24 protein-coding genes are annotated in these 26,337 nt (G+C 63.0%); 16 read left to right on the forward strand and 8 right to left on the reverse strand.

The annotated features are described in order from the left end of the window. Nucleotide 1: 1 nt before the first annotated feature. Nucleotides 2-1,189: a molybdopterin molybdotransferase MoeA gene (locus tag QN085_RS08270; protein WP_044039961.1), complete on the forward strand. Its 1,188-nt coding sequence runs from the start codon at nucleotides 2-4 to the stop codon at nucleotides 1,187-1,189. On the opposite strand, the gene QN085_RS08275 is transcribed toward QN085_RS08270, so the two are convergent. Beyond that, nucleotides 1,178-2,425, reverse strand: coding sequence for a glycosyltransferase family 4 protein (locus QN085_RS08275; RefSeq protein ID WP_013971700.1), 1,248 nt, complete (start codon nucleotides 2,423-2,425; stop codon nucleotides 1,178-1,180). The genes QN085_RS08270 and QN085_RS08275 overlap by 12 nt on opposite strands. Before the next feature lie 257 nt (nucleotides 2,426-2,682). On the opposite strand from QN085_RS08275, the gene yegS reads away from it, so the two are divergent. Then, entirely contained in the window at nucleotides 2,683-3,570 is an 888-nt protein-coding gene (gene yegS, locus QN085_RS08280; protein WP_041506171.1) for a lipid kinase YegS, read from the forward strand. Here the strand turns inward: yegS and QN085_RS08285 are convergent. The 3 genes from QN085_RS08285 to QN085_RS08295 form a co-directional block, all read right to left on the reverse strand. Further along, on the reverse strand, nucleotides 3,554-4,213 hold the full coding sequence (locus QN085_RS08285) for a response regulator (protein ID WP_013971702.1): 660 nt from the start codon (nucleotides 4,211-4,213) through the stop codon (nucleotides 3,554-3,556). The genes yegS and QN085_RS08285 overlap by 17 nt on opposite strands. Next, nucleotides 4,203-5,099 carry a sensor histidine kinase gene (locus tag QN085_RS08290; protein WP_013971703.1) on the reverse strand — a complete coding sequence of 299 codons (897 nt, stop codon included), beginning with the start codon at nucleotides 5,097-5,099 and terminating at the stop codon, nucleotides 4,203-4,205. The genes QN085_RS08285 and QN085_RS08290 overlap by 11 nt, the downstream gene beginning before the upstream one ends. Before the next feature lie 371 nt (nucleotides 5,100-5,470). Continuing rightward, entirely contained in the window at nucleotides 5,471-5,980 is a 510-nt protein-coding gene (locus QN085_RS08295; RefSeq protein ID WP_031324484.1) for a ferritin family protein, read from the reverse strand. A 350-nt stretch (nucleotides 5,981-6,330) separates the two neighbouring features. Here QN085_RS08295 and QN085_RS08300 point away from each other — a divergent pair, with 350 nt between their 5' ends. After that, entirely contained in the window at nucleotides 6,331-7,266 is a 936-nt protein-coding gene (locus QN085_RS08300) for a chemotaxis protein CheV (RefSeq protein ID WP_013971705.1), read from the forward strand. Between the two features lie 56 nt (nucleotides 7,267-7,322). Next, on the forward strand, nucleotides 7,323-8,126 hold the full coding sequence (locus tag QN085_RS08305; RefSeq protein ID WP_023661159.1) for an MOSC domain-containing protein: 804 nt from the start codon (nucleotides 7,323-7,325) through the stop codon (nucleotides 8,124-8,126). Nucleotides 8,127-8,255: 129 nt separating this feature from the next. On the opposite strand, the gene QN085_RS08310 is transcribed toward QN085_RS08305, so the two are convergent. Continuing rightward, entirely contained in the window at nucleotides 8,256-10,181 is a 1,926-nt protein-coding gene (locus tag QN085_RS08310) for a transglycosylase SLT domain-containing protein (protein WP_023661158.1), read from the reverse strand. 221 nt (nucleotides 10,182-10,402) lie between these two features. On the opposite strand from QN085_RS08310, the gene QN085_RS08315 reads away from it, so the two are divergent. Beyond that, nucleotides 10,403-12,331 (forward strand): ATP-binding cassette domain-containing protein, encoded by a 1,929-nt coding sequence (locus QN085_RS08315; protein WP_031324482.1) that lies wholly within the window; start codon nucleotides 10,403-10,405, stop codon nucleotides 12,329-12,331. Between the two features lie 125 nt (nucleotides 12,332-12,456). Here QN085_RS08315 and QN085_RS08320 read toward each other — a convergent pair whose 3' ends face one another. Continuing rightward, entirely contained in the window at nucleotides 12,457-12,897 is a 441-nt protein-coding gene (locus QN085_RS08320; protein ID WP_013971709.1) for a universal stress protein, read from the reverse strand. A 110-nt stretch (nucleotides 12,898-13,007) separates the two neighbouring features. On the opposite strand from QN085_RS08320, the gene QN085_RS08325 reads away from it, so the two are divergent. From QN085_RS08325 to QN085_RS08355, 7 genes are all read left to right on the forward strand, one after another. Beyond that, on the forward strand, nucleotides 13,008-13,445 hold the full coding sequence (locus tag QN085_RS08325) for a hypothetical protein (RefSeq protein ID WP_013971710.1): 438 nt from the start codon (nucleotides 13,008-13,010) through the stop codon (nucleotides 13,443-13,445). A 635-nt stretch (nucleotides 13,446-14,080) separates the two neighbouring features. Further along, entirely contained in the window at nucleotides 14,081-16,228 is a 2,148-nt protein-coding gene (fadB, locus tag QN085_RS08330; RefSeq protein WP_023661155.1) for a fatty acid oxidation complex subunit alpha FadB, read from the forward strand. Nucleotides 16,229-16,259: 31 nt separating this feature from the next. Then, nucleotides 16,260-17,435 carry an acetyl-CoA C-acyltransferase FadA gene (gene fadA, locus QN085_RS08335; protein ID WP_013971712.1) on the forward strand — a complete coding sequence of 392 codons (1,176 nt, stop codon included), beginning with the start codon at nucleotides 16,260-16,262 and terminating at the stop codon, nucleotides 17,433-17,435. A 77-nt stretch (nucleotides 17,436-17,512) separates the two neighbouring features. Then, nucleotides 17,513-17,764 carry a DUF1653 domain-containing protein gene (locus QN085_RS08340; protein WP_023661154.1) on the forward strand — a complete coding sequence of 84 codons (252 nt, stop codon included), beginning with the start codon at nucleotides 17,513-17,515 and terminating at the stop codon, nucleotides 17,762-17,764. 100 nt (nucleotides 17,765-17,864) lie between these two features. Beyond that, complete coding sequence (topA, locus tag QN085_RS08345) at nucleotides 17,865-20,474, forward strand: type I DNA topoisomerase (RefSeq protein ID WP_015269531.1); 2,610 nt, start codon at nucleotides 17,865-17,867, stop codon at nucleotides 20,472-20,474. A gap of 187 nt (nucleotides 20,475-20,661) precedes the next feature. Beyond that, nucleotides 20,662-21,177, forward strand: a complete 516-nt coding sequence (locus tag QN085_RS08350; protein ID WP_031324481.1) for a DUF6586 family protein — start codon at nucleotides 20,662-20,664, stop codon at nucleotides 21,175-21,177. Nucleotides 21,178-21,227: 50 nt separating this feature from the next. Then, entirely contained in the window at nucleotides 21,228-21,461 is a 234-nt protein-coding gene (locus QN085_RS08355) for a hypothetical protein (protein WP_004376430.1), read from the forward strand. A 49-nt stretch (nucleotides 21,462-21,510) separates the two neighbouring features. Here the strand turns inward: QN085_RS08355 and sulA are convergent, their stop codons facing one another. Beyond that, a complete protein-coding gene (sulA, locus tag QN085_RS08360) occupies nucleotides 21,511-21,987 on the reverse strand; it encodes an SOS-induced cell division inhibitor SulA (RefSeq protein ID WP_013971717.1) in 477 nt (158 codons plus the stop codon). 13 nt (nucleotides 21,988-22,000) lie between these two features. After that, a complete protein-coding gene (gene lexA, locus QN085_RS08365) occupies nucleotides 22,001-22,609 on the reverse strand; it encodes a transcriptional repressor LexA (protein WP_004376420.1) in 609 nt (202 codons plus the stop codon). Nucleotides 22,610-22,824: 215 nt separating this feature from the next. Between lexA and QN085_RS08370 the strand changes: the two genes are divergently transcribed. From QN085_RS08370 to nagZ (QN085_RS08385), 4 genes are all read left to right on the forward strand, one after another. After that, entirely contained in the window at nucleotides 22,825-23,538 is a 714-nt protein-coding gene (locus QN085_RS08370) for a TetR/AcrR family transcriptional regulator (protein WP_013971718.1), read from the forward strand. Nucleotides 23,539-23,578: 40 nt separating this feature from the next. After that, nucleotides 23,579-24,103: a L,D-transpeptidase gene (locus QN085_RS08375; RefSeq protein ID WP_013971719.1), complete on the forward strand. Its 525-nt coding sequence runs from the start codon at nucleotides 23,579-23,581 to the stop codon at nucleotides 24,101-24,103. Nucleotides 24,104-24,125: 22 nt separating this feature from the next. Then, entirely contained in the window at nucleotides 24,126-25,124 is a 999-nt protein-coding gene (gene nagZ, locus QN085_RS08380; RefSeq protein ID WP_169774649.1) for a beta-N-acetylhexosaminidase, read from the forward strand. A gap of 194 nt (nucleotides 25,125-25,318) precedes the next feature. After that, nucleotides 25,319-26,317 carry a beta-N-acetylhexosaminidase gene (gene nagZ, locus QN085_RS08385; RefSeq protein ID WP_013971721.1) on the forward strand — a complete coding sequence of 333 codons (999 nt, stop codon included), beginning with the start codon at nucleotides 25,319-25,321 and terminating at the stop codon, nucleotides 26,315-26,317. Nucleotides 26,318-26,337 lie beyond the last annotated feature (20 nt).

Raw genomic sequence — 26,337 nt, forward strand, 5'->3', positions numbered from 1 at the left:
GATGCCGGTAGAGCAGGCCTTGGAGCAGCTGCTGGCATTGGCCGAAGCGGCACCTATCCGTGACACCGAGAACCTGCCACTGGCCGAGGCCGAAGGCCGTGTGCTGGCCACCCACCTGGTGGCTTCGCTCGACCTGCCGCCTTGGCCGAACAGCGCCATGGACGGTTACGCCCTGCGCCTGGCCGACTGGCAGGCCGAACCACTGCCGGTCAGCCAGCGGATTTTCGCCGGCCATGCACCGCAGCCGCTGCAGCCGGGTACCTGCGCACGCATCTTCACCGGGGCACCGCTGCCCGAAGGTGCCGACTGCGTCGAAATGCAGGAAAACACCGAAGTGGCGGAGGATGGGCGGGTACGCTTTCTCGAAGCGCTGAAGACCGGGCAGAACATTCGTCCCCAGGGCCAGGAAACCCGCAAGGGCGAACAGGTGATGAGCGCCGGCACCCGGCTTGGGCCGATCGAGCTGGGCCTGGCCGCGACCTTGGGCCACGGCCGGCTGGATGTGGTGCGCAAGGTGCGGGTGGCGGTGTTGTCCACTGGTGACGAACTGGTCGAACCTGGCCTGCCGCTGGGGCCGGGGCAGATCTACAACAGTAACCGCCGACTGCTGGTCAGCTGGTTGCAGCGGCTGGGCTGCGAGGTGGTTGATGCGGGCATCCTGCCGGATGACCTGGCACGTACCCGCACCTGCCTGGCTGAACTGGGCGATGTCGACCTGATCCTGTCCACCGGCGGTGTCTCGGTGGGTGAGGCCGACTACCTCGGTGCCGCCCTGCGCGAAGCCGGCGAGCTGGCCTTGTGGAAGCTGGCGATCAAGCCGGGCAAGCCGCTGACCTTCGGCCACTTCCAGGGCGTGCCGGTAATCGGCCTGCCGGGTAACCCGGCCTCGACCCTGGTCACCTTCGGCCTGCTCACCCGGCCCTACTTGTTGCGGCGTCAGGGCGTGACCGATGTTACGCCGTTGCGCTTTGACATGCCGGCCGGCTTTGACTGGCCCAGGGCTGGCACGCGCCGCGAGTACCTGCGCGCCCGCATCGAGCAAGGCCAAGTGCGCATCTACAAGAACCAGAGTTCGGGCGTACTGCGCAGTGCGGCCTGGGCCGAGGGGCTTGTAGAAGTGCGTGAAGGCAGTACACCGAAGCAGGGTGACAGCGTGCCCTTCATTCCCTTCAGCGAACTACTTGGCTGAGCGGCCCAGCCAGGCACTGGCCAGCGGCGCGGCCTCGACCGGTGCCGCCAGGGCCAGGCGCATGTGCACGTTCTCCAGTTGCTGGGCGGCCACGCTCCAGTCGTGGCGCTGGCGGGCAAACTGGCGCCCGGCGTCGCTCAACTGGCTCATGCGCCAGGGCTGGTTGAGCAACTGGGTGATCAGCAGCGCCAACTGGTCGCCATCCTCACTGCCCAGGTAGTGCTCACCGTTGTTCGCGGCCAGGCCTGAAACGCCCTTGCCGGTGGTGATTACCGGCAAGCCGGCGGCCATCGCTTCGAGGATTTTTACCTTGGAGCCACCGGCATAGCGCAGTGGTGCGAAGAACAGTGCCGAGCGCCGCTGCAGTTCACGCAGGTCGGGGCGGTAGCCGAACCATTCGATGCGCGGGTCGTTCCAGTGCAGTTTCCAGCTGGCCGGCATGGCATGCCCGGCAATCGCCAGGCGCACCGCCGGGTTGCTCATCCAGACCTGCGGCATGATGTCTTCCAGCGCCCATTCGATGGCCTCCAGGTTGGCGCCATACTCGAAGTTGCCAACGAACAGCAGGCGCTGGCTGTGCAGCGCGGGTTGCACGTGCTGGTAGAAATCACAGTCCACGCCATTGACCACCACGTTCACCGGGCGCCCGCTGATCTGCGCGATCAATTCGGCATCGTGGGCGCTGACTGCCACCAGTTCGGTGGGTTGGCGCAATACCCGCTGTTCCCAGCGTCGATAGCGCCAGCGGTCGAAGGCGTTGAGCGGGCGCAGCCATAGCGGCAGGCGATCGTGGCTGGCGCCACCCATCACCGATTCCAGGGTGTGCTCGCTGAGCATGTACGGCAGTCCGCGTGCCTGCAGGGCCTTTTCGAAGGGCTGGAAACTGTAGCTGTGCTCGATCTGTATCACGTCCCAGGGCTCGTCCAGCAATTGCTCGAAGCGGTGCCGCAGGCAAGGGGCCAGACCATTGATAATTGCCCGCATGGGGTAAACGATAATCGGCGAGGCCAGCAGGTTGAGCGGGCTGTGCAGGGGCCGTCGGGGCAGCACGATCAGGCGCTCGAGCAGCGGCTCCAGGGCCTCGCGGGCGGCATCGTCGAGGGGGATCTTCGATTGCACCAGCAGGGTAATCCGGTGGCCCCGCTGTGCCAGTGCGCGTATCAGGTGGTATTGCCGGGTCTTGCTGCCGCTGGTGGTTGGCCAGGGCAGGTACGGCAGTGTCCAGAGAATGCGCATGACCCGGAATCCTCGCTAAAGGCTGCGGATAGCAAGACGCGCCCGTGGGCAGCAGTGGTAGAACCACTGCCGGGGGCGCGTCCGTGGCAATAAAGTGTATTTGCTGAGCATAGCCGTGCATTGCCAGGCGTGTGGGAAAAGACCGGCCTACGCAATTAAATACTGGGAGCGGCCTGCTATTTTTTCGGGCGCATGCAACGATCCGCGACTGCAAAGGGTCGAGATCTGGGGTGATCACTTCACGGAGGCGCACAAACATGCGAGCGGGCAAGGCAATGCTGATCCTGCATGGCAAGCAGGCCATGAACGAAGACGTGCGCAGCGCCGTGCATGGCCTGCGCGACAGCGGCTGGGTGCTGGATGTGCGGGTCACCTGGGAGGCCGGTGACGCCCAGCGCCTGGTCACCGAGGCGCTGGCCGCCGGCTACGACCACATCGTCGCCGGAGGTGGGGATGGCACGCTGCGTGATGTCGCCGAGGCCATGGGGCTGGCAGGTACCAAGGCCAGCCTGGCGTTGTTGCCGCTGGGCACGGCCAACGATTTTGCCAAGGCCGCCGGCATACCCCTGGAGCCTGCCACGGCCCTGGCCTTGCTGAACATACCCGCACGGCCGATAGACCTGGGCCAGGCCGGCGACCAGTTGTTCCTCAACATGGCCACGGGCGGTTTTGGCAGCCAGGTCACGGCCAGTACCTCCGAAGACCTGAAGAAAGTACTGGGCGCGGCCGCCTACCTGTTCACCGGGTTGTCACGCTTCAGCGAACTGCAGGCCGCCTCGGTAGAGCTGCAAGGGCCAGGCTTCGACTGGCAGGGTGACCTGCTGGCGCTGGGGATCGGCAATGGCCGCCAGGCCGGGGGTGGGCAAGTGCTATGCCCCGAGGCCCTGGTGAACGACGGCTTGCTCGATATCGCCATCCTGCCGGCACCTCAGGAGATGGTCGGGACGTTGCGTGAGCTGTTGGCCGGTAACGGTCTGTTCGTCAGGGCCAGGTTGCCCTGGGTGGAGATCAAGTGCTCGCAGGGGCTGGACATCAACCTCGATGGCGAGCCAGTGCAGGCCGAAAAGTTACGCTTCCAGGCCAAGCCCGCTGCATTGCGGCTACACCTGCCAGAGGGGTCTCCGTTGCTCAGTCGTCCAGGCTGATGATTTTCTCGCGCACGGCGAACAGCACCAGGCCGGCCACGTCATGGATTTGCAGGCGTTTCATTACTTGCGAGCGGTGGGTTTCCACTGTCTTGATCGACAGGCCCAGGCCGGTGGCGATTTCCCGGGTGGACTTGCCACGCACGATCAGGCGCAGGATCTCCAGCTGTCGCGCCGTGAGATTATGCCGCTCGCCAGCTGGTTGCTTGCCCTGCCTGGTGTGCAGCAGCGCCTGGTTGATGACCGTATGAGCGACGGCTGGGCTGAGATAGCGCTCGCCGTTGCGCACCGCGGCCAGGGCCTGTTCCAGCTCGGTGGCGCTGGTGTCCTTGAGCAGGTAGCCGTGGGCGCCACTTTCCAGTGCCCGCATGATCAGGTCCGGGTCGGTGTGCATCGACAGGATCAACACTTTGCAGGTGCTGCCGCTGGCGCGTAGTTGGGTGAGGGCGTCCAGGCCGCTGGTCGAGCGCATGGAGATGTCCAGCAAGACTATGTCCGGCGCCAGCGTGCGCACCTGTTCGAGCAACTGGCTGCCGTCGTCGGCTTCACCGATCACGTCATAGCCGGGAATGTCGCACACCAGTGCGCGCACACCGGCGCGAATCAGCGAGTGGTCGTCTACCAGCAGCAGTCTACAGGTCATGGGTTGCAGTGCTCCTGGCGCGTTGCTGAGTGCGCGGTGGCCATGGGAACATCGCCTCGATGTGCGTGCCCAGGCCGAGCTGGCTGGTGATGTCCAGGCTGCCCTGCAACGCGGTTACCCGCTCCTGCATACCGGCCAAGCCCCGCTGGCCTGCTTCGGCCGGTTGCCTGGCGGGCACGAAGCCGCGGCCATCGTCTTGGATTGACAGCGCCAACCCCTCGGGGGTGCGCTGCAGGCGGATGACCAGATTGCGTGCCTGGGCGTGGCGCAGCATGTTGGTCACGGCTTCCTGGGTAATGCGGAACACCGCCATGGCCACGGCCTCGTCGATGCCCCCCAGGCGCTGGTTGCATGCCAGGCTCCAGTGAACGCCGCTGTTGCCCAGGGTGCGCACCAGGTGTGCGCGCAGGCTGGCCTCCAGGCCCAGACTGGCCAACTGCCGCGGGTTGAGCAGGGCGGAGACATCGCGCACGTTGCCCAAGGTGTCATCCAGCGTGCTGCGCAGCGCGTCGCAGTGGCCTTGCAGCTCGTCGGGCATGCGCTTCTGCAGCCACTGCAGCTGCAGCTTGGCGGCGGTGAGCAACTGGCCGATGTCGTCGTGCAGTTCCCGGCTCAGGTGCTGGCGCTCGCCTTCCTGGACTTTGAGCATGCGCTCGGCCAGTTCCGCCGGGCGCAGGCTGATCGACCTGGCACCCAGGGCCAGGTGCACGGTAGCGCCCAGTGTGGCGACCAGTTGCAGCACCAGCAGGCTGGCCGGGATCACCTGATCGGCCAGGTACAGCAACAGGTTGGCGACCAGCGAGGCCATGCACAGCCCGACAGTTGCCCAGCGCAGCAGGGTAGTGCGGGAGCAGCACCGCGAAGAAGTGTTCAAGCGTGGAAACATAGGTAGGGAAGCCACTGAAGTATTGCTGATGGAGGCCTTGCACAATCCATGTCAGAGGCTTTGGAGCAGTACTTGCCTTTTTCTTTCAAACACATGATCTTGCGACCTTGCTGCTCGCAAGCGTTTTGGGGCTGCATATTACCACTTCGCAGTGCATTGGTCGCGATCGGGTAACGCCATGAAACGCCGGCGGGGCGGGCGCTGGAGGGTGGCAAAGTGCCGCTTTGCTTGATCGCGCAACAGGCACTTGCCATGGAACTTGTGTGCTGTTGATTCAACTTGGCCCCCCTCAACCTGAAAAGCCTCGAGAATTTTCCAGGTTCGGCCAGGGTGGGCCTGAATAAACGTGCCCGGCTGCATTTTGCGCCAGTTCAATAGGTGGCAGATGAGCGGCCGGAGTGCGTGCTGCCTGCCGTCTCGGAATGCGGGTGGATGCATACGCTGCCTTGCTCGTCGCAGGGTGTGCAAGGTTGTGCAAACGTTTGCTGCACGGCCTTGGCCAGTTCACCCAGCAGCACCAGCTGCTCGCCGATGTCCATGTTAAGCCGCCCGGTGCAAGGGTCGACCAGTTCCAGCTGCCAGGCTAGCAGGGTCAGGCAAGCCCCTACCGCGGGCAGGGCTTCGCGCTGCAGGCAACCGACCTGACAGGCCGGTGCCAGCAACTGCTGCAGGGCGGTGGTGTAATGGGCGATTTCGCGCAGGCCCAGATGTGCGGCCTGTCGAGCGAGGTTGTCGAGGGCATTTTCCAGGTAGTGGCAAGCATCCGGGTCGTTGTCGATCAGTTCCAGATGCTGCAGGCATTCCTGGGCCTGGGTCAGCAGTACCTGGGCATCCAGCAGGAAACCCTGCAGGGCGTTATCGAACGACAAGGCGCTGTCCATCATGATGCCCCCGCGCGTGGGGCTGGCACAGGGGACGGGCACGCCAAAACGATAGCTAGCAAAAGCCTGACTCCATTCATGCAATGAGAATGGCGTCACATTAATGGCTAAAGGATATCGCGAACATCAGGTTTCACCCGATTGTGGCTAAGGGTTTCCCTGATAAGGGCCTCAGGTGGGGAACTTTTGCTGTCCCGCTGAATCACCCGCGCTTCCCGCAGTAAAGCATGATGGTAAAGTGATATCAATTGCCTTCACGGCATTTTCCCGCAAGGGTCAAGGTGTGCGTGAAGCCGCCGATACAGGGTGGCTGATTTCACTTTTTCCGACTTAAGCCTGGGGGCTTTCCAATGGCTGGCATTCTCGACACGGTAGACCAACGCACGCAACTGGTGGGTGAGAACCGACTGGAAATCCTGATGTTTCGCCTGGCCGGCCGCCAGTTGTTCGCGATCAACGTGTTCAAAGTGCAGGAAGTGCTGCAGCTGCCCAAATTGACCCTGATGCCCCAGCGCCACGCTTTCGTCTGCGGCGTAGTCAACCTGCGCGGCCAGACCCTGCCGGTGATCGACCTGTCCCAGGCGATCGGCATGCGCCCGCTGCAGCCGGGGCCGGACAGCACCATCATCGTCACCGAATACAACCGCTCGGTGCAGGCTTTCCTGGTGGGCGGTGTCGACCGCATCGTCAACATGAACTGGGAGGCGATCATGCCGCCGCCGTCCAGCGCCGGACGCCAGCATTACCTGACGGCCATCACCAAGGTCGATGACAAGCTGGTGGAAGTGATCGACGTGGAGAAGGTGCTGGCCGAGATCGTGCCCTACAACGCCCGGGTTTCCGGCGACAAACTCGCCGATCCGGTGCTGGCCCGGGCCCGCGGCCGCGAAGTGCTGCTGGTGGACGATTCCAGCGTGGCCCTGGCGCAATTGCGCGACACCCTGTCCCAGCTGGGCGTGAAGCTGCACGTGGCCAGTGATGGTCTGAAGGCGCTGCGCATGCTCAAGGGTTGGGCTGACGCTGGTGAGGATGTGTGCGAGAAGCTGCTGATGGTGTTCACCGACGCCGAGATGCCGGAAATGGACGGCTACCGGTTGACCACCGAGATCCGTGGCGATGCCCGTTTGCGCCGGCTGTACGTGGTGTTGCACACCTCGCTGTCGGGCAGTTTCAACGAATCCATGGTGAAGAAGGTTGGCTGCGACAACTTCCTGTCCAAGTTTCAGCCCGATCGCCTGGTCGACGTGGTCAAGCAACGCCTGTTGCTGGATGCCGCTACTGCGTGATCCCGGCCCCTGCCGGGTATAAGCTTGGCGTTTGGGCATGACGCGAGGCGGCAGGGATGTTTCTCAGTGAGCTGTATCGGTACCCGGTGAAGTCCGGGCAGGCGCAACGCCTGCAGGCTTCACCGGTGGGGTTGCTGGGGTTGCAGGGCGACCGGCGCTGGATGGTAGTGGAGGAAGAAAACGGACGCTTCCTTACCCAGCGCGCCTGGCCTCATCTAGGCCAGATCAAGGCAAGTGATGATGACAGCGGCCAGTTGCTGCTGGAATCACCTGGGCAAACTCCCTTGCGGGTACCTGTGCCACCTACCGATGACGCCCTGCGCGGCGTGACCATCTGGCGCGATACCTTGCGTGTGCCGGATGCGGGCGATGCGGCGGCGGCCTGGCTCAGCCAGTTGCTGGGCAAGGCCGTGCGCCTGGTGTATTGCCCGGAGCAGCGCGCGCGTTATCTGCCCAATGGCTATGGCTTCAACAGTGACCGGGCGGCGTTCCCCGACGGTTTCCCGTTGTTGCTGATCAACCAGGGATCGCTGGAAGAACTCGACCGCCGTATCGGCCGGCCCATGGAGGTGCTTCGCTTTCGGCCCAACCTGGTGGTGCAGGGGGCCGAACCGTTTGCCGAAGATGGATGGAAGCGGATCCGTATCGGCAGCCTGGAATTTCGCGTGCTCAAGCCCAGTGTGCGCTGCATCTTTACCACCATCGACCCGGCTACCGGCGAGCGTACCGAGGACCGCGAGCCGATGGCCACGCTCAGGACCTTCCGTGAGAAGGAGGGGGATGTGCTGTTCGGGCAGAACCTGGCAGTGGATGGCAGTGGGCGGTTGGAGGTAGGGATGAAGGTCGAAATCCTGGAGTAGCTGTGTTGCCTGTGCCGGCCTCTTCGCGGGTAAACCCGCTCCCACAGATACTGCACCGCATTCAGGACCGGTGAAATATCTGTGGGAGCGGGTTTACCCGCGAAGAGGCCGGCGCAGGCTCACCAGTAATCACATGTCATCGAAGTACCGCTCATGCCAATCCACCAGCGGCTGCGGCGAGTTCAGCTTCTGCCCGTAGATCACCGAATACGACAGTACGTTCTGCACATACTGGCGCGTTTCGTCGAACGGGATCGACTCCACCCACACATCGAAGCTCAGGTGCTTGGCGCCTTTGAGCCACTGTCGCACGCGTCCCGGCCCGGCATTGTAGGCTGCCGAAGCGAGCACCCGGTTACCGTTGAACTGGCTGTGCACCTGGCTCAGGTAGGCCGCGCCCAGCTGGATGTTCTTGTCCGGGTTGAGCACCTGCGCCGGTGATGCCAGCGGGATACTGAACTTGCGCGCGGTTTCCTTGGCCGTGGCCGGCATCAACTGCATCAGGCCGCTGGCACCCACCGGGGAACGGGCATCCTCCATGAACGCACTTTCCTGGCGGGTAATGGCGAAGACCCAGCTCGAATGCAGGCCGCGGACCTTGGCCTCGCGCACCAGGGTGTCGCGGTGGGCCATCGGGAAGCGGATGTCCAGGTCGTCCCAGTACTGCGCCTGGCTGATGGTGCGAATGGCCGGGAAGTACCAGCGCAGGTCGTAGCCCAGGCGCGCCTGGGCGACCATTTCGTCGCGGGTGAAGTGTCGGCTGACGTGGTACCACTCGCGGCGGCCTTCGACGATCTGGCCACGGGCGTGGAACTCCAGGGCACGGCGGATGCCCGGGGTGTTGCGGACTTTGTTGACCAGCTGTGGGCTGAGCACCAGCGGCTTGTTGTTCAGCTGGTAAGGGGTTTGTGCCCGGTCGGCGGCGAGGAAACCGTAGAAGTCACGTTCGCGCGCCACGGTCTTGTACAGCAGCGGGATCTGTGGGTTGTTCGGTTGCGCCAGCTCCAGGCTGCGCGCCTGCCAGTACTTCCAGCGGCTGCTGTTGGCCAGGTCCTGGGGCAGGCGGCGGGTCAGCTCGTAGGCGTCTTCCCAGCGGCCCAGGCGCAGCAGCAGGCGCAAGCGCCATTCGCTGACGGTATTGTCACGCAGCTCGGGGTCGTAACGGGTCATCAGGTCGAGCGCGCGCGGGTCGTAGCGGCGCGCCAGGGTCAGGCCGATTTCGCGGGCGATGGCCACCTTCTCGTCGCGTGAAAAGTGCATGCGCTGGGCGTAGTCGTCGAGCAGCGCCATGGCCCGCTCCGGGTCCTGTCGGGCCAGGCGGCGCAGGCCGAGGCTGACCACGTCGGACATGGCTTCGTTGGCCGGGGTGAAGCGCGACGGCTGGTTGAGCAGCTCGGGTTTCTGCGCCACATCTACCAGCAGGCGCCCCTGCGGCGCGAGGGTGGTCAGGGTCTTGACCAGGTTGTTGGCCAGGCCGTAGTTGCGCGCCTGGGCCGCCAGCTTGGTGCGTTGCCAGCGCTTGGCCTCGGTCAGTTGGCCCTCGGCCGCCCACATGCCGAACAGTGTGTCGCAGGTAGCCGGCTGCGACTTGCCGACGTTCCACAGTTTGTCGGCCGTGGCAAAACCCTCGGCGCGCAGGCCGTGGCTGAGCTGGTACTGGCCGTTGAGGCAGTCCAGTTCGGTGAAGTTGAGCTTGGGGTCGTAGTACTTGACGAAAGTGTTCCATTCGCCGCGTTCGGCCAGCCAGCGCAACCAGCGCAGTTTCATCCAGTTGGCCTGGGGCAGGTCGCCATGCTTGGCAAGGAAGCCTTCGATTTCCTGGTTGCTCGCGGTTTTCAGGCGGGCGGTGAGTTCGTCGTAGGCCAGGTAGGGCGTCAGCGGGTAGTCGCTGAGGGCCTGGGCATAGCGCAGGTATGGGCCTTTGTCGCCTTTGGCCAGCGCGCGCTTGGCCTCGTCATAGTACTGGCGTTGCAGGGTAAGATCGGCGGCCTGCGCCGCGCAGGTGGCGGCGGTGAGCAGCAGGCAGGATGCAATATGTAACAGGCGGCTGCGCATGATACGTCCGGGCAGTTGAACCATGGGGAAGTGACGGCGGAGCCAGCACTGTTGGAAGCTATTGCCTTAGCTTAGCTGTTTGCCGGCGGCGGGTGAAAGCACTGTGCTTGTATCGGGATATTAAGTTCGACCAGATGTCGCAAAGCCCTTGCCGGATGACCAGGCGGATGCCGTCGGGGGCCAAGTCAGGTAGAATGCGCGCCCGATTTATGGAGACCAACATGACCCTGCTCAAATTCAGCGATGTGTCCCTCGCATTCGGCGCCATGCCGCTGCTGGACAAAGTGTCCTGGCAGATCGCTCGTGGCGAGCGGGTGTGCATCATCGGCCGCAACGGCACCGGCAAGTCGAGCATGCTGCGCCTGGTCAAGGGCGAGCAGAAGGGCGACGACGGCGAAATCTGGCGTGCCCCGGGCCTGAAGATCGGCGAGCTGCCGCAGGAGCTGCCGGTGGCCGACGAGCGCACGGTGTTCGATGTGGTGGCCGCAGGCCTGGATGGTGTGGGCGATCTGCTGGCGCAGTTCCATCACCTGAGCCTGAACATCCAGGGTGATGAAGACCTGGAAAAACTCATGCACGTCCAGCACGAGCTGGAAGCCCGTGACGGCTGGCGCCTGCAGCAGGTGGTGGAAAGCACCCTCAGCCGCCTGCAGCTGCCGGCCGACAAGACCCTGGCCGAACTGTCCGGTGGCTGGCGCCGCCGCGTGCTGCTGGCCCAGGCGCTGGTGTCGGAGCCCGACCTGCTGCTGCTCGACGAGCCGACCAACCACCTGGACATCGGTGCCATCGCCTGGCTCGAAGAGGCCCTGCGCGGCTTCAATGGCGCGGTATTGTTCATCACCCACGACCGTTCGTTCCTGCAGAACCTGGCCACCCGCATCCTGGAACTGGACCGCGGCGGCCTGATCGACTGGAACGGCGACTATGCCAGCTTCCTGGTGCACAAGGAGGCCGCACTGGCCGCCGAGGAAACCGCCAACGCGTTGTTCGACAAGCGTCTGGCCCAGGAAGAGGTATGGATTCGCCAGGGCATCAAGGCCCGCCGTACCCGCAACGAAGGCCGCGTACGCGCACTGAAGGCCCTGCGCGTGGAGCGCAGCGAACGCCGCGAGCGCCAGGGCAAGGCCAACATCCAGATCGAGGCGGCGGAAAAGTCCGGCAAGCAGGTAATGGTGCTGGAGAACGTCAGCTTCCATCACCCGGAAGGGCCTGTGCTGGTCAAGGACTTCTCCATGGTCCTGCAGCGTGAGGACCGCATCGGCCTGCTGGGCGCGAATGGTACCGGCAAGACCACGTTGCTAAAGCTGATGCTCGGTGACCTGGAGCCGACCGCAGGCAAGGTCGAGCGCGGCACCAAGCTGGAAGTGGCCTATTTCGACCAGATGCGCCACCAGCTCGACCTGGAAAAGACCGTTATCGACAACCTGGCCGAAGGCCGGGACTTCATCGAGATCGACGGCCAGAACCGCCATGTGCTGAGCTACCTGGGCGATTTCCTGTTCAGCCCTCAGCGTGCCCGTACGCCGGTCAAGGCGCTCTCGGGTGGCGAGCGTGCACGGCTGTTGCTGGCCAAGCTGTTCAGCAAGCCGGCCAACCTGCTGGTGCTTGACGAGCCGACCAACGACCTGGACGTGGAAACCCTCGAGCTGCTCGAGGAGGTGCTGTCCAACTACAAGGGCACCGTGCTGATGGTCAGCCACGACCGGGCCTTCCTCGACAACGTCGTCACCAGCACCCTGGTGTTCGAAGGCGAGGGCAAGGTGCGTGAATACGTCGGTGGTTACGAGGACTGGATTCGCCAAGGGGGCTCGCCGAAGCTGCTGGGCGTGACCGAGAGCAAGGGCGGCAAGTCCGAGCTCAACAGTGCGGTGGTGGAGAAGGTCGAGGCCAAGCCGGCGCCTGCGCCGGTTGCAGAGGTGGCCGAGGGTTCGAAGAAGAAGCTCAGCTACAAGCTGCAACGTGAGCTGGAAATGCTGCCGGGGCAGATCGACGAACTGGAGCAGCGCATGGCCGAGGCCCAGGAAGAAGTGAATGCGGCGGGCTTCTATCAGCGGCCGATTGCGGAAACCTCGGCAGTGCTGGCCAAGATCGAGAAGCTGCAGGGTGAGCTGGATGTGCTGGTGGAGCGTTGGGCCGAGCTGGAAGGCTGATCGGCGTTAGCCTGGCCCGGCCTCTTCGCGGGTGAACCCGCTCCCACAAGGACCGCACCGCTGTTGAGCGCGGTGCAGTACCTGTGGGAGCGGGTTCACCCGCGAAAGGGCCGGCACTGGTTGAATCATTCCTTCTTCTGCAACCGCACCGCCAGTACATCGCACGGCGCTCCATGCAGCACGTCATTGGCCGTGGACCCCAGCAGCAGCGCCAGGCCATGACGGCCATGGCTGCCGACCACGATCAGGTCGCACTTCTGGTCCTTGGCCAGTTGGTGAATCTCCTGGCGCGGCTGGCCATAGGTCAGGTGCGAGTCGCCGCGGTGGATGTCCGGGTATTTGTTGAACAGGCGGTCCATGCGCTCCTTGGCCTGGTCGAACTGCTGCTGTTGCAGCTGCGACAGGTCCATCGGCACGTCGCCGCCGAACGCCATGGCCATCGGCTCGACGATGTGTACCAGCGAAACCTTGGCATTCGACGGCGCGGCCAGCGCCATGGCGCGTTTGATCACCGGGTCGCATTCTTCGGTCAGGTCGACGGCGACCAGAAGATGTTCGTAGGACATGAGCGGAACTCCTGACAATCGCGATAGAAGAAGTATGGTCGCTTTCGGGCGGGTCTTCCGTGAAAAATGGCTAACCAGCTCATTTGCAACGTTTTATGGGAACTACTGATATGACGGTATTGCTGGTGGTGTCAATCCTCGCGCTGATTCTCAGCCCGCTTTCCTGGCTGCGCACCTCGCGCAAGCAGAGCGAGCAGATGAAGCTGCGCCTGGAGGCTCGGCGCATGGGTTTGGCCATGCAGCTGGCGCCGCAGCAGTGGCCGCACTGGCTGGAAAAGGAACCGCCAAGCCCGTGCCCGCAATACCACCGGGCCCGTCGCCGCGGGCATGAGGACAGCTTCAGCTTCTGGCAGATCACCCCGGGGGTGTGGTGGAACCAGTGGCGTGAGCCCTGCGAGGACCCACGCTTCATGGAGGCCTTGGCGCGCTTGCCGGCGAGTGTCTACAAGGTCGAGGCCGATGCCCGGATGATCGCGCTGTACTGGACCGAGCGGGGTGATACCGCTGTGTTGCAGGATATTGCCCACGTCCTCGAAACCCTGGCCTGAAATTTGCCTTTGCGCGGCCCCTGTGGGAGCGGGTTTACCCGCGAAAAAGGCGACTCGGTGGATGGCACCGGCTTTGCCGGTGTTCGCGGGTAAACCCGCTCCCACAGGGCCCCGCTAAGCCCTCCCATTGGTCTTCTCATCCGAAGGCAAGCACATAACGACAAAGCGGCGGCTTGGCCGACCCCTGAAGGGGTGGGGTGCCAAGTCGCCGCTTTGCGTTCTGCTGCGCAGAAAAGGCCAGGCAGGCCGGGTATGCATTCAAGCAAGTGCCAGTGTAGCCGTTCAAGGCCGCCGCGCAAGGCAAAGGCTGCAGCATTCTTCTGCGGTTCGTGGTCAATCGCTGACATGAATGGTCAGCAATCACTGTCATCACGTTTTGTACCGGGACGCTACAAAATGACCGGAAAGTCGTGTTTTCACCTTGCTCGCGAGCATTTGACAACGCCGATCTTTTCGGAGAATGTGTGCACACCCAAATCAAACGGGCGTATGAATTGAGCGTTTGTATGTCATGACGCCAAGCCATACTTCCGACTAGCGCGCTGACGGGTGTGCCTGGGGCAGGGCAGCTAGGCCTGCTTTTGCTGCAGCGATCGGCGTGTACAGTTCAGCTTCCATATCGTGGAGATCAGTTGATGATTTACGAAGGTAAAGCCATCACGGTTAAGGCTCTTGAAAGTGGCATCGTCGAGCTCAAGTTCGACCTCAAGGGTGAGTCCGTCAACAAGTTCAACCGCCTGACCCTGAACGAACTGCGCCAGGCCGTCGATGCCATCAAGGCCGACGCCTCGGTCAAGGGCGTGATCGTCAGCAGTGGCAAGGACGTGTTCATCGTCGGCGCCGACATCACCGAGTTCGTCGACAACTTCAAGCTGCCCGAGGCCGAACTGGTCGCCGGCAACCTGGAAGCCAACCGCATTTTCAACGCCTTCGAAGACCTCGAAGTGCCGACCGTCGCCGCCATCAACGGCATCGCCCTGGGCGGCGGCCTGGAAATGTGCCTGGCCGCCGACTACCGGGTCATGTCCACCAGCGCCAAGATTGGCCTGCCGGAAGTCAAACTGGGTATCTACCCGGGCTTCGGCGGTACCGTGCGCCTGCCGCGCCTGATCGGTTCGGACAACGCCATCGAATGGATCGCCGCCGGCAAGGAAAACCGTGCCGAGGACGCCCTGAAAGTGGGTGCCGTCGACGCCGTGGTCGCGCCTGAACTGCTGATGGCCGGTGCCCTTGACCTGGTCAAACGCGCCATCAGTGGCGAGCTGGACTACAAGGCCAAGCGCCAGCCCAAGCTGGAAAAGCTCAAGCTCAATGCCATCGAGCAGATGATGGCCTTCGAGACTGCCAAGGGCTTCGTCGCCGGCCAGGCCGGCCCTAACTACCCAGCCCCGGTCGAAGCCATCAAGACCATCCAGAAGGCTGCCAACTTCGGTCGTGACAAGGCCCTGGAAGTGGAAGCCGCAGGCTTCGCCAAGCTGGCCAAGACCTCGGTTGCCGAAAGCCTGATCGGCCTGTTCCTCAACGACCAGGAACTCAAGCGCAAGGCCAAGGCGCATGACGAAATCGCCCACGACGTGAAGCAGGCCGCCGTGCTCGGCGCCGGCATCATGGGTGGCGGCATCGCCTACCAGTCGGCGGTCAAGGGCACCCCGATCCTGATGAAGGATATCCGCGAGGAAGCCATCCAGCTGGGCCTGAACGAGGCCTCCAAGCTGCTCGGCAATCGCGTCGAGAAGGGCCGCCTGACCCCGGCCAAGATGGCCGAGGCACTCAACGCCATTCGCCCGACCCTGTCCTATGGCGATTTCGCCAATGTCGACATCGTCGTCGAGGCCGTGGTCGAAAACCCGAAAGTCAAGCAGGCCGTGCTGGCTGAAGTGGAAGCCCAGGTGAAGGACGATGCGATCCTCGCTTCCAACACCTCGACCATTTCCATCAACCTGCTGGCCAAGGCGCTCAAGCGCCCGGAAAACTTCGTCGGCATGCACTTCTTCAACCCGGTGCACATGATGCCGCTGGTGGAAGTCATCCGTGGCGAGAAGTCCAGTGAAGTGGCGGTTGCCACCACCGTGGCCTACGCCAAGAAAATGGGCAAGAACCCGATCGTGGTCAACGACTGCCCGGGCTTCCTGGTCAACCGCGTGCTGTTCCCGTACTTCGGCGGCTTCGCCAAGCTGGTAAGCGCCGGTGTCGACTTCGTGCGTATCGACAAGGTCATGGAAAAGTTCGGCTGGCCGATGGGCCCGGCGTACCTGATGGACGTGGTCGGCATCGACACCGGCCACCACGGCCGCGACGTGATGGCCGAAGGCTTCCCGGACCGCATGAAGGACGAGCGCCGCTCGGCCGTTGACGCACTTTACGAGGCCAACCGCCTGGGCCAGAAGAACGGCAAGGGCTTCTACGCCTACGAAACCGACAAGCGCGGCAAGCCGAAGAAGGTCGCCGACGCCACCGTGCTCGACGTGCTCAAGCCGATCGTCTTCGAGCAGCGTGAAGTCACCGACGAAGACATCATCAACTGGATGATGATCCCGCTGTGCCTGGAGACCGTGCGCTGCCTGGAAGACGGCATCGTCGAAACCGCTGCCGAAGCCGACATGGGCCTGGTCTACGGCATTGGCTTCCCTCCCTTCCGCGGTGGTGCGCTGCGCTACATCGACTCGATCGGTGTGGCCGAATTCGTTGCCCTGGCCGATCAATACGCCGACCTGGGGCCGCTGTACCACCCGACCGCCAAGCTGCGTGAAATGGCCAAGAACGGCCAGCGCTTCTTCAACTGAGCGGTCAACGAGCTAGAGCGAGAGATTTGATATGAGCCTGAATCCAAGAGACGTGGTGATTGTCGACTTCGGTCGCACGCCGATGGGCCGCTCCAAGGGTGGCATGCACCGCAATACCCGCGCCGAAGACATGTCGGCGCACCTGATCAGCAAACTGTTGGAACGCAACGACAAGGTCGACCCGAAAGAAGTCGAGGACGTGATCTGGGGCTGCGTCAACCAGACCCTCGAGCAGGGCTGGAACATCGCCCGCATGGCCTCGCTGATGACCCAGATCCCGCACACCTCCGCGGCGCAGACCGTCAGCCGCCTGTGCGGCTCGTCGATGAGCGCGCTGCACACCGCCGCCCAGGCGATCATGACCGGCAACGGTGATGTATTCGTGGTCGGTGGCGTGGAACACATGGGCCACGTCAGCATGATGCATGGCGTCGACCCCAACCCGCACCTGTCCTTGCATGCCGCCAAGGCTTCCGGGATGATGGGCCTGACCGCGGAAATGCTCGGCAAGATGCACGGCATCACCCGTGAGCAGCAGGACCTGTTCGGCCTGCGTTCGCACCAGCTGGCCCACAAGGCCACGGTAGAAGGCAAGTTCAAGGATGAAATCATCCCGATGCAGGGCTACGACGAGAACGGCTTCCTGAAGGTGTTCGATTTCGACGAAACCATTCGCCCGGAAACCACCCTCGAAGGCCTGGCGTCGCTGAAGCCGGCGTTCAACCCGAAAGGCGGTACCGTCACTGCCGGTACCTCGTCGCAGATCACCGACGGTGCATCGTGCATGATCGTCATGTCCGGCCAGCGCGCCATGGACCTGGGTATCCAGCCATTGGCGGTCATCCGTTCCATGGCGGTAGCTGGTGTCGATCCGGCAATCATGGGCTACGGCCCGGTGCCGTCGACCCAGAAAGCCCTCAAGCGTGCTGGCCTGACCATGGCCGACATCGACTTCATCGAGCTCAACGAAGCCTTCGCTGCACAGGCCCTGCCAGTGCTGAAAGACTTGAAAGTACTCGACAAGATGGATGAGAAGGTTAACCTGCACGGCGGCGCCATTGCCTTGGGCCACCCGTTCGGTTGCTCCGGGGCACGGATTTCCGGCACCCTGCTCAACGTCATGAAGCAGAATGGCGGTACCCTGGGGGTGGCGACCATGTGTGTCGGCCTCGGCCAAGGTATCACCACTGTCTTCGAACGCGTCTGATCGCGTAGCGGGACAGCGACCGGGGCCTTGTGCCCCGGTTTTGTTTTTTACAGGTTTTATTCAAGAGGGTGGGCAACATGCAGATACAACCAGGCGTATACCGGCATTACAAAGGGCCTGAGTACCGTGTCTTCAGTGTTGCGCGGCACTCCGAGAGCGAAGAGTGGATGGTGTTCTACCAATGCCTGTATGGTGATTACAGCTTCTGGGTACGGCCACTTTCGATGTTCCAGGAGTCCGTCGAGGTTGACGGCGAGCAGGTGCCACGCTTTGCTTTGGTCAAGGCCGAAGAGGGGCTGCCCGGGTTGCTGGGCAAGTCGCACGAGTGATAGTCCGAACTTGACCTCACACTTTTGCCACTATATATAGCGGTGCCGCGTCTGGCACCTGACGCGTTTTTTATCTTCAGATTCAGGAATACTCCGATCCATGGGCAAATCGCTGGTCATTGTGGAATCCCCGGCCAAGGCCAAGACCATCAACAAGTACCTGGGCAACCAGTACGTGGTGAAGTCGAGTATCGGCCATATCCGAGACCTCCCCACCAGCGGTTCGGCCAGCGCCAGCAAAGAGCCAGCCGCCAAGCGTGGCAAGGCCGCGGGTGAGGCTCCGGCCCTGTCGCCGAAGGAAAAGGCCCGCCGCCAGCTGGTGGCACGCATGGGCGTCGACCCCGACCACGGCTGGAAGGCCAAGTACGAGATCCTGCCTGGCAAGGAAAAGGTGATCGAAGAGCTGCGCCGCCTGGCGAAGGACGCCGACACCATCTATCTCGCAACCGACTTGGACCGCGAAGGGGAAGCCATTGCCTGGCACCTGCGCGAGGCCATCGGCGGCGACGACACCCGCTACAAGCGCGTGGTGTTCAACGAAATCACCAAGAAGGCCATCCAGGAAGCCTTCTCGCAGCCGGGCGAGCTGGATATCGACCGGGTCAACGCGCAGCAGGCGCGGCGTTTCCTCGACCGCGTGGTCGGCTACATGGTTTCGCCGCTGCTGTGGGCCAAGATCGCCCGTGGCCTGTCCGCCGGCCGTGTACAGTCGGTGGCGGTGAAGCTGGTGGTGGAGCGCGAGCGTGAAATCCGCGCGTTCATCCCGGAAGAGTACTGGGAAATCCACGCCGACCTCGGCACCGCCAAGAACGCCAAGGTGCGTTTCGAAGTGGCCCGCGAGAAGGGTGAGGCCTTCAAACCGCTGAACGAAGCCCAGGCCATGGCCGCGCTGGAGAAGCTCAAGGCTTCCAGCTACAGCGTGGTCAAGCGCGAAGACCGCCCGACCAGCAGCAAGCCGTCGGCACCGTTCATTACCTCCACCTTGCAGCAGGCCGCCAGCAACCGCCTGGGCTTCGGTGTGAAGAAAACCATGATGATGGCCCAGCGCTTGTACGAAGCCGGCTACATCACCTACATGCGTACCGACTCGACCAACCTGTCGGCCGACGCCCTGGATATGGCGCGCAGCTACATCGAGCGAGAGTTCGGCAAGCAGTACCTGCCCGAGGCGCCGCTGGTGTACGGCAGCAAGGAAGGCGCCCAGGAGGCGCACGAAGCGATTCGTCCTTCCGACGTGAACACCCACCCGAGCAAGCTCAGTGGCATGGAGCGTGACGCCGAGCGCCTGTATGAGCTGATCTGGCGCCAGTTCCTGGCCTGCCAGATGCCGCCGGCGCAATACCTGTCCACCAGCGTCACCGTGGCTGCAGGCGACTTCGAGTTGCGTGCCAAGGGCCGTATCCTCAAGTTCGACGGTTACACCCGTGTGCTGCCGCAACAGAGCAAGCCTGGCGAAGACGACGTGTTGCCGGAAATGGTCCAGGGCGAAGCGCTGAAGCTGATCCAGATCGACCCGAGCCAGCACTTCACCAAGCCACCGGCGCGCTTCACCGAAGCCAGCCTGGTCAAGGAAATGGAAAAGCGTGGCATCGGTCGCCCGTCGACCTATGCGGCGATCATTTCGACCATTCAGGACCGTGGCTATGTGACTCTGCACAACCGCCGCTTCTATTCCGAGAAGATGGGCGACATCGTCACCGAGCGCCTGTCCGAAAGCTTCTCCAACCTGATGGACTACGGCTTTACCGCCGACATGGAAGAGAACCTCGACGACGTGGCCCAGGGCGAGCGTGACTGGAAGAACGTGCTCGACGAGTTCTACGGCGACTTCAGCAAGAAACTGCAGACCGCCGAGTCCAGCGAAGACGGCATGCGCGCCAACCAACCGACCATGACCAACATTCCGTGCAAGGAATGTGGCCGGCCGATGATGATCCGCACCGCCTCCACCGGCGTGTTCCTCGGTTGCTCGGGCTACAGCCTGCCGCCGAAAGAGCGCTGCAAGGCCACCGTCAACCTGGTGCCGGGCGACGAGATTGCCGCCGACGACGAGGGCGAATCGGAATCCCGCGTGTTGCTGGGCAAGCACCGCTGCCCGATCTGCGCCACGGCGATGGATGCCTACCTGCTGGACGAGAAGCACAAGCTGCACATCTGCGGTAACAACCCGGATTGCGCGGGCTACGAGATCGAGGAAGGCAACTACCGCATCAAGGGTTACGAAGGGCCGAGCCTGGAGTGCGACAAGTGTGGCAGCGAGATGCAGTTGAAGACTGGCCGCTTCGGCAAGTTCTTCGGTTGCACCAACCCGGCGTGCAAGAATACCCGCAAGCTGCTCAAGAGCGGCGAGGCGGCGCCACCGAAGATGGACAAGGTGGACATGCCAGAGCTCAAGTGCGAGAAGGTCGACGATACCTACGTGCTGCGTGATGGCGCTTCGGGGCTGTTCCTGGCAGCCAGCCAGTTCCCCAAGAATCGCGAAACCCGTGCACCGCTGGTGCTGGAAATCGTTCCACACAAACACGAGATTGATCCGAAGTACCACTTCCTGTGCGATGCGCCGCAGAAAGACCCGGAAGGCCGCCCTGCAGTGATCCGCTACAGCCGCAAGACCAAGGAGCAGTACGTGCAGTCCGAGGTTGATGGCAAGCCGACCGGCTGGAAGGCGTTCTACGACGGCAATGCGTGGAAGGTTGAAGACAAGCGCTGATCTGTCAGTGCTGTAATTGGGGCCGCTTTGCGCCCCTTCGCGGGCTTGCCCGCTCCTACAGGTACAGCGCAGGCCTTGGGCTTGATGCAATTCCTGTGGGGGCAGGCAAGCCTGCGAAGGGGCGCAAAGCGGCCCCAATCATTTATGATGCAGCTATCCGCCTTGCAGCCTTAGGGAGGTCACTGAAATGGCCCAGGAACTCTACACCCGCACCAATCAGAAACTGTTCTTTGCCGGCCTCGCTCTGGAGTCCATGGCCAAGGCCGAACAAAGCCAGGCCATGAATGCACAAGGCCTGGTCCAGGCCGAACGCGAGTCGGCGCTGTTCCATCTCTACGGCGCATTGCTGGGCCTGTGTCATGAAATTGGTGGCTTCTACCGCCTGCCAGTTGTTGCAACTGTCGAGCAGGCACTGGCTGACGACGCCCTGAACGGTATCGCCATCCCGGAAGTGGCGGAGCTGTTGGAGCTGGCCCGCCAGCGCGAAACCTGGCTGGCACAAATGCTTGGTGCTTATGCCGATTTGTTCCGACCACCGGTCGCGAAAAAAACGCCGAAAACCGACGTTACCCAGCCATTGATCCAGGCGGTCAATCTCGATGAGCCCGAGCATCCGGCGCTGTCGCGTGCCGAACTGGAAAGCTGGCGCAGCAACCTCAAGGGCCTGGTGAGACGTTTCCGTGACGCGTTGAGTGAGTGCTGATAACTGCTACGGCTGGTACAATGCTGGCCTTTCGCGGAGAACTGCCATTTATGTCTACGTCGTTTCTGGAAATTGTCGAGTTGCCTGATGGCCGCATCGAACTGCGTCGCGCCGAGGATGAGGGCTCTCTGGTAACCCTGGATTTCTCGGAAGACGCCAAGGCGTTCCTGCAGGGTCAGCATGTGGAAGTGGCCAAGGCCATGCTTAGCGTGGGCGTGCAGATGGCCGGTCGCCTGATGGATGGCGAGCTTGAGCGTGATGAAGGGCCGCGTGTGCTGCACTGAGGTGCAGCAGGGCATCAGGTTTCATGCAGTGACAGGCAAAGCCTGAACATCAGCCGAGGCGGATGTTCAGGCTTTGTGCGTTTCCGGCACTGGCAGCGCGCAGCAATTGCTGGCGCGCAGTGGCGTTGACATTGCCCAGCCAGCTGACGACGGTGTGGCTGCGGCCCAGACGCAAGGCTTCGCAGGCCAGTTGAAGCGGGCTTTGATTGCCACGAGGTTGCAGCAGCAGGATGCGTTCACGGTTGAGCCCGGCATCGCGCAGCCAGGCCTGGGTCAGGCTCGACGGCGGGGCGATCAGGGTCAGCCAGCGGGTCTCGTCCTCTTCGCTCAGTTCGCGCAGTACGGGTGCCAGCAGGCTTTGGCAATGCCCGGGGGCTCCGCGCAGCGACAGTTCGCTGAACAGCTCGGGCTGGCTGCTCTTGCGCGCCACTTCGCTGGCTTTCAGGCCAGGCAGTACGGGCTGGGCGAGGAATGCTTCGAACAATGGCAACTGAGCTTGCTCGGGTACGTGAATGAACTGCTGCATGACGCCTCCTGGATCAGCGGCGAATGACGCCGACGCTCAAGCCCTCGATCACCAGCTCCTGTTCTTTCAGGTCGACTTCGATGGGGGCGAATTCGGGGTTTTCGGCAAGCAGCCACACCTTGCTGCCTTCGCGCTTGAAGCGCTTGACGGTGACTTCGTCGCCGATGCGGGCCACGACGATCTGGCCATTGCGGGCTTCGCGGCAGGTGTGTACCGCCAGCAGGTCGCCATCGAAGATGCCGACGTCCTTCATGCTCATGCCGTGTACGCGCAGCAGATAGTCGGCCTGGGGGTGGAAGAAGTCGGGGTTGATGTTGCAGGATTGCTCGATGTGCTGTTCGGCAAGGATCGGCGCACCGGCGGCAACCCGGCCGATGATCGGCAGGCCGCTTTCTTCGGCCTTGGCTTCCAGGCCGGGGATGCGAATACCACGGGAGGCGCCCGGGGTCATCTCGATCGCGCCCTTGCGGGCGAGGGCCTTGAGGTGTTCCTCGGCGGCGTTGGGCGACTTGAAGCCCAGCTCCTGAGCAATCTCGGCGCGCGTCGGCGGGAAGCCGTTGTCTTCCAGGCAACGCTTGATGAACGCGAGAATTTCGGCTTGGCGTGGCGTCAGTTTCAACATGGTGAGCGCTCTGTCTTTTTGTACAGTGACTGGGATTATATACAGTACTGGATGCGCTGCAAGCCAAAACCTGCAATAAACAGCAGCAATGGCGCTTGCAGCCGCCCTCCTGGCGCTTTTAAATGGCGACCGGCCGGTCACCGAGCCTTGACAGAAGCAGGGCTGAAACGTATGTTTCAAACACCTGTTTGTCTGGCGGAGTAGTCGGAGTAGTCATGGCCCAATCGGAAACCGTTGAACGCATTCTCGATGCTGCCGAGCAGCTGTTCGCGGAAAGGGGGTTCGCAGAAACCTCGTTGCGGCTGATTACCAGCAAGGCCGGGGTCAACCTGGCGGCGGTCAACTATCACTTCGGCTCCAAGAAGGCCCTGATCCAGGCAGTGTTTTCGCGCTTCCTCGGGCCGTTCTGCGCCAGCCTCGAACGTGAGCTGGAGCGGCGCCAGGCCAAGCCTGAGCACAAGCCGAGCCTCGAGGAGCTGCTGGAAATGCTGGTCGAGCAGGCTTTGGCCGTGCAGCCGCGCAGCAACAACGACCTGTCGATCTTCATGCGCCTGCTGGGCCTGGCCTTCAGCCAGAGCCAGGGCCACCTGCGGCGTTACCTGGAAGACATGTACGGCAAGGTGTTCCGCCGCTACATGCTACTGGTCAACGAGGCCGCGCCGCGCATTCCTCCGCTGGAGCTATTCTGGCGCGTGCACTTCATGCTTGGTGCTGCCGCCTTCAGCATGTCTGGTATCAAGGCCCTGCGGGCGATTGCCGAAACCGATTTCGGCATCAATACCTCGATCGAGCAGGTAATGCGCCTGATGGTGCCGTTCCTGGCTGCGGGCATGCGTGCCGATAGCGGTGTAACCGACGACGCCATGGCCGCCGCGCAGCTGCGTCCGCGCACCAAGACCAGCGCAGGCGCCACCACCGCCAAGGCCTGAAGGCTGGGCGGGGCAGGGCGCTTCGGCTAAGCTAGCGCCCATGCCTGACCTCGACTTCCTGCACATTTCCCTCGCCGATCAGCGCCTTTATGGTTTTGCCGATGGCCAGCTGCGCGTACGCCTGCCGGTTTCAACGGCGCGCAACGGCGCCGGCGAGCGCAACGGCTCGGGTTGCACGCCGTGTGGCTTGCACCAGGTGCGAGCGAAGATCGGCGCGGGCTTGCCGCTGAATGCGGTATTGGCCGGGCGGCGCTGGACCGGCGAGGTGTGGTCGCCGGCCTTGCATGCGCAATACCCCGGCCGGGACTGGATCCTCACCCGCATCCTCTGGCTTAGTGGCTGCGAGCCGGGTGTCAACCGCCTGGGTGCGGTCGACACCTTCCGCCGTTATATCTACCTGCACGGCACCCCGGATACGGAACCCTTGGGCGTAGCGCTGTCCCATGGATGCATACGCCTGCGCAACATCGATTTGCTAAGCCTGTTCGAGCAGGTGCCGGCCCATTGCCCGGTGCGCATCGAGCAGGCCGCCTGCCCCCAGTGGGCTTCTCTCAGTCTTCAATGAAGGATTACCCATGACTGTCAGCCTGCAAGGCTCCCTGATGGTGGATATCGCCGGTAAATGGCTGACCGCCGAAGACCGTCACCTGCTACGCCAACCTGAAGTGGCTGGCCTGATCATTTTTGCCCGCAACATCGACAGCCCGCGCCAGGTGCGTGAACTGTGCGCGTCGATCCGTGCCATCCGGCCCGACCTGATCCTGGCGGTGGACCAGGAGGGCGGCCGGGTGCAGCGCCTGCGCCAGGGCTTTGTGCGCCTGCCGGCCATGCGGGCGATAGCGGACAATGACAACGCCGAGTACCTGGCCGAGCAGTGCGGTTGGTTGATGGCGACCGAGGTGCTGGCGGTTGGCCTGGACCTCAGCTTTGCCCCGGTACTCGACCTGGACCACCAGCGCAGCGCCGTGGTGGGCAGCCGCGCCTTCGAGGGTGACCCGCTGCGTGCCACGCAACTGGCCGGGGCGTTCATCCGTGGCATGAATGCGGCGGGTATGGCGGCTTGTGGCAAGCACTTCCCGGGGCATGGCTGGGCCGAAGCGGACTCGCATGTGGCCATCCCGACCGATGAGCGCAGCCTCGAACAGCTGCGCCAGGCCGACCTGGTGCCGTTCACCCGCCTGAGCGGGCAATTGGCGGCAGTGATGCCGGCGCATGTCATCTACCCGCAGGTTGACAACCAGCCGGCTGGCTTCTCGCGGCGCTGGTTGCAGGACATCCTGCGTGGCGAGCTGGGTTTCGACGGGGTGATCTTCAGTGACGATTTGTCGATGGCCGGCGCACATGTTGTCGGGGATGCGGCGAGCCGCATCGAAGCAGCACTGAGCGCCGGTTGTGATATGGGGCTGGTTTGCAATGATCGGGCGGCTGCGGAGCTGGCACTGAGTGCGGCACAACGCATGAAGGTAAAACCTTCGCCACGCATCGCAGGCATGCGCGGGCAAGGGTTTGCGCGGACTGACTATCGTCAGCAGCCTCGTTGGCAGCAGGCATTGTCCGCGTTGAAGGACGCTCAACTGGTCGACTGACGAGGCTCCACCCTGCTCGGTCCGAGACAGGATCCTGCGTTTTCGATGTGCGTATTGCGTGAGTACACCGGGAAATGTGCCCCGGTGTACCAGGCAGCACGCATTCCAGAGACTCGGGCAAAGCGGAGATTTCTCCGCTTCGCCCGTAATGGGTTTCTGATATTCGATTAGAGGATTTTGTAATGACAGTTTGTATGCAGGGGGCCTTGATGGTCGATATCGAAGGCACGGGGCTGACACCTGAGGATCGTCGGTTATTGCTCCAGCCTGAAGTAGCTGGTTTGATCATCTTTGCTCGTAATATTGCCCACCCGCGTCAGGTGCGGGAGCTGTGCGCTTCCGTACGTGCTTTGCGCCCTGACCTGATCATTGCGGTCGATCAGGAAGGTGGGCGGGTGCAACGCTTGCGTGAAGGGTTCGTCAGGTTGCCATCCATGCGGCAGATCGCCCAGAGCGATGATGCCGAGCGTTTGGCCGGGCATTGTGGCTGGTTGATGGCAACCGAGGTGCTGGCGATCGGGCTGGATTTGAGTTTTGCTCCAGTGCTCGATCTGGATCATGGGCGCAGTGCGGTCATTGGTGCGCGTGCCTTCGATGGTGATCCTCAGCGTGTTACTCAGCTGGGTGGGGCGTTCATCCGTGGCATGACTGCAGCGGGCATGGCAGCATGCGGCAAGCATTTTCCTGGGCATGGCTGGGCTGAGGCCGATTCGCATGTGGCCATTCCCGTAGATGATCGCAGCCTGGATGAACTGCGCAAGACGGACCTGGTGCCATTTACCCGATTGGCACGCCAGCTGTCGGCAGTGATGCCTGCACATGTGATCTATCCCCAGGTCGATAGTAAGCCCGCCGGTTTTTCGAGGCGCTGGCTTCAGGACATTCTCAGGGGGGAGCTTGGCTTCGATGGCGTGATTTTCAGTGATGATCTGTCCATGGCCGGTGCCCATGTGGTCGGAGATGTTGCTGGTCGCGTCGAGGCTGCTTTCGGTGCGGGATGTGACGTGGGCCTGGTATGTAATGACCGGGCTTCGGCAGAGCTCGCTCTGCTGGCTGCGCAGCGCTTGAAAGTCAAGCCATCGCCGCGCCTTGCTCGGATGCGAGGCTTCAGTTTTGCGCGCACTGACTATCGCCAGCAGCCGCGGTGGCTGGAGGCGTTGGGGGCGTTGCGAGAGGCGCAGTTGGTCGATTGACCGCGCCGGCCCCCTTCGCG

The organism is Pseudomonas sp. M2(2023) (assembly GCF_030263955.1).
GTDB classification, from domain to species: domain Bacteria; phylum Pseudomonadota; class Gammaproteobacteria; order Pseudomonadales; family Pseudomonadaceae; genus Aquipseudomonas; species Aquipseudomonas asiatica.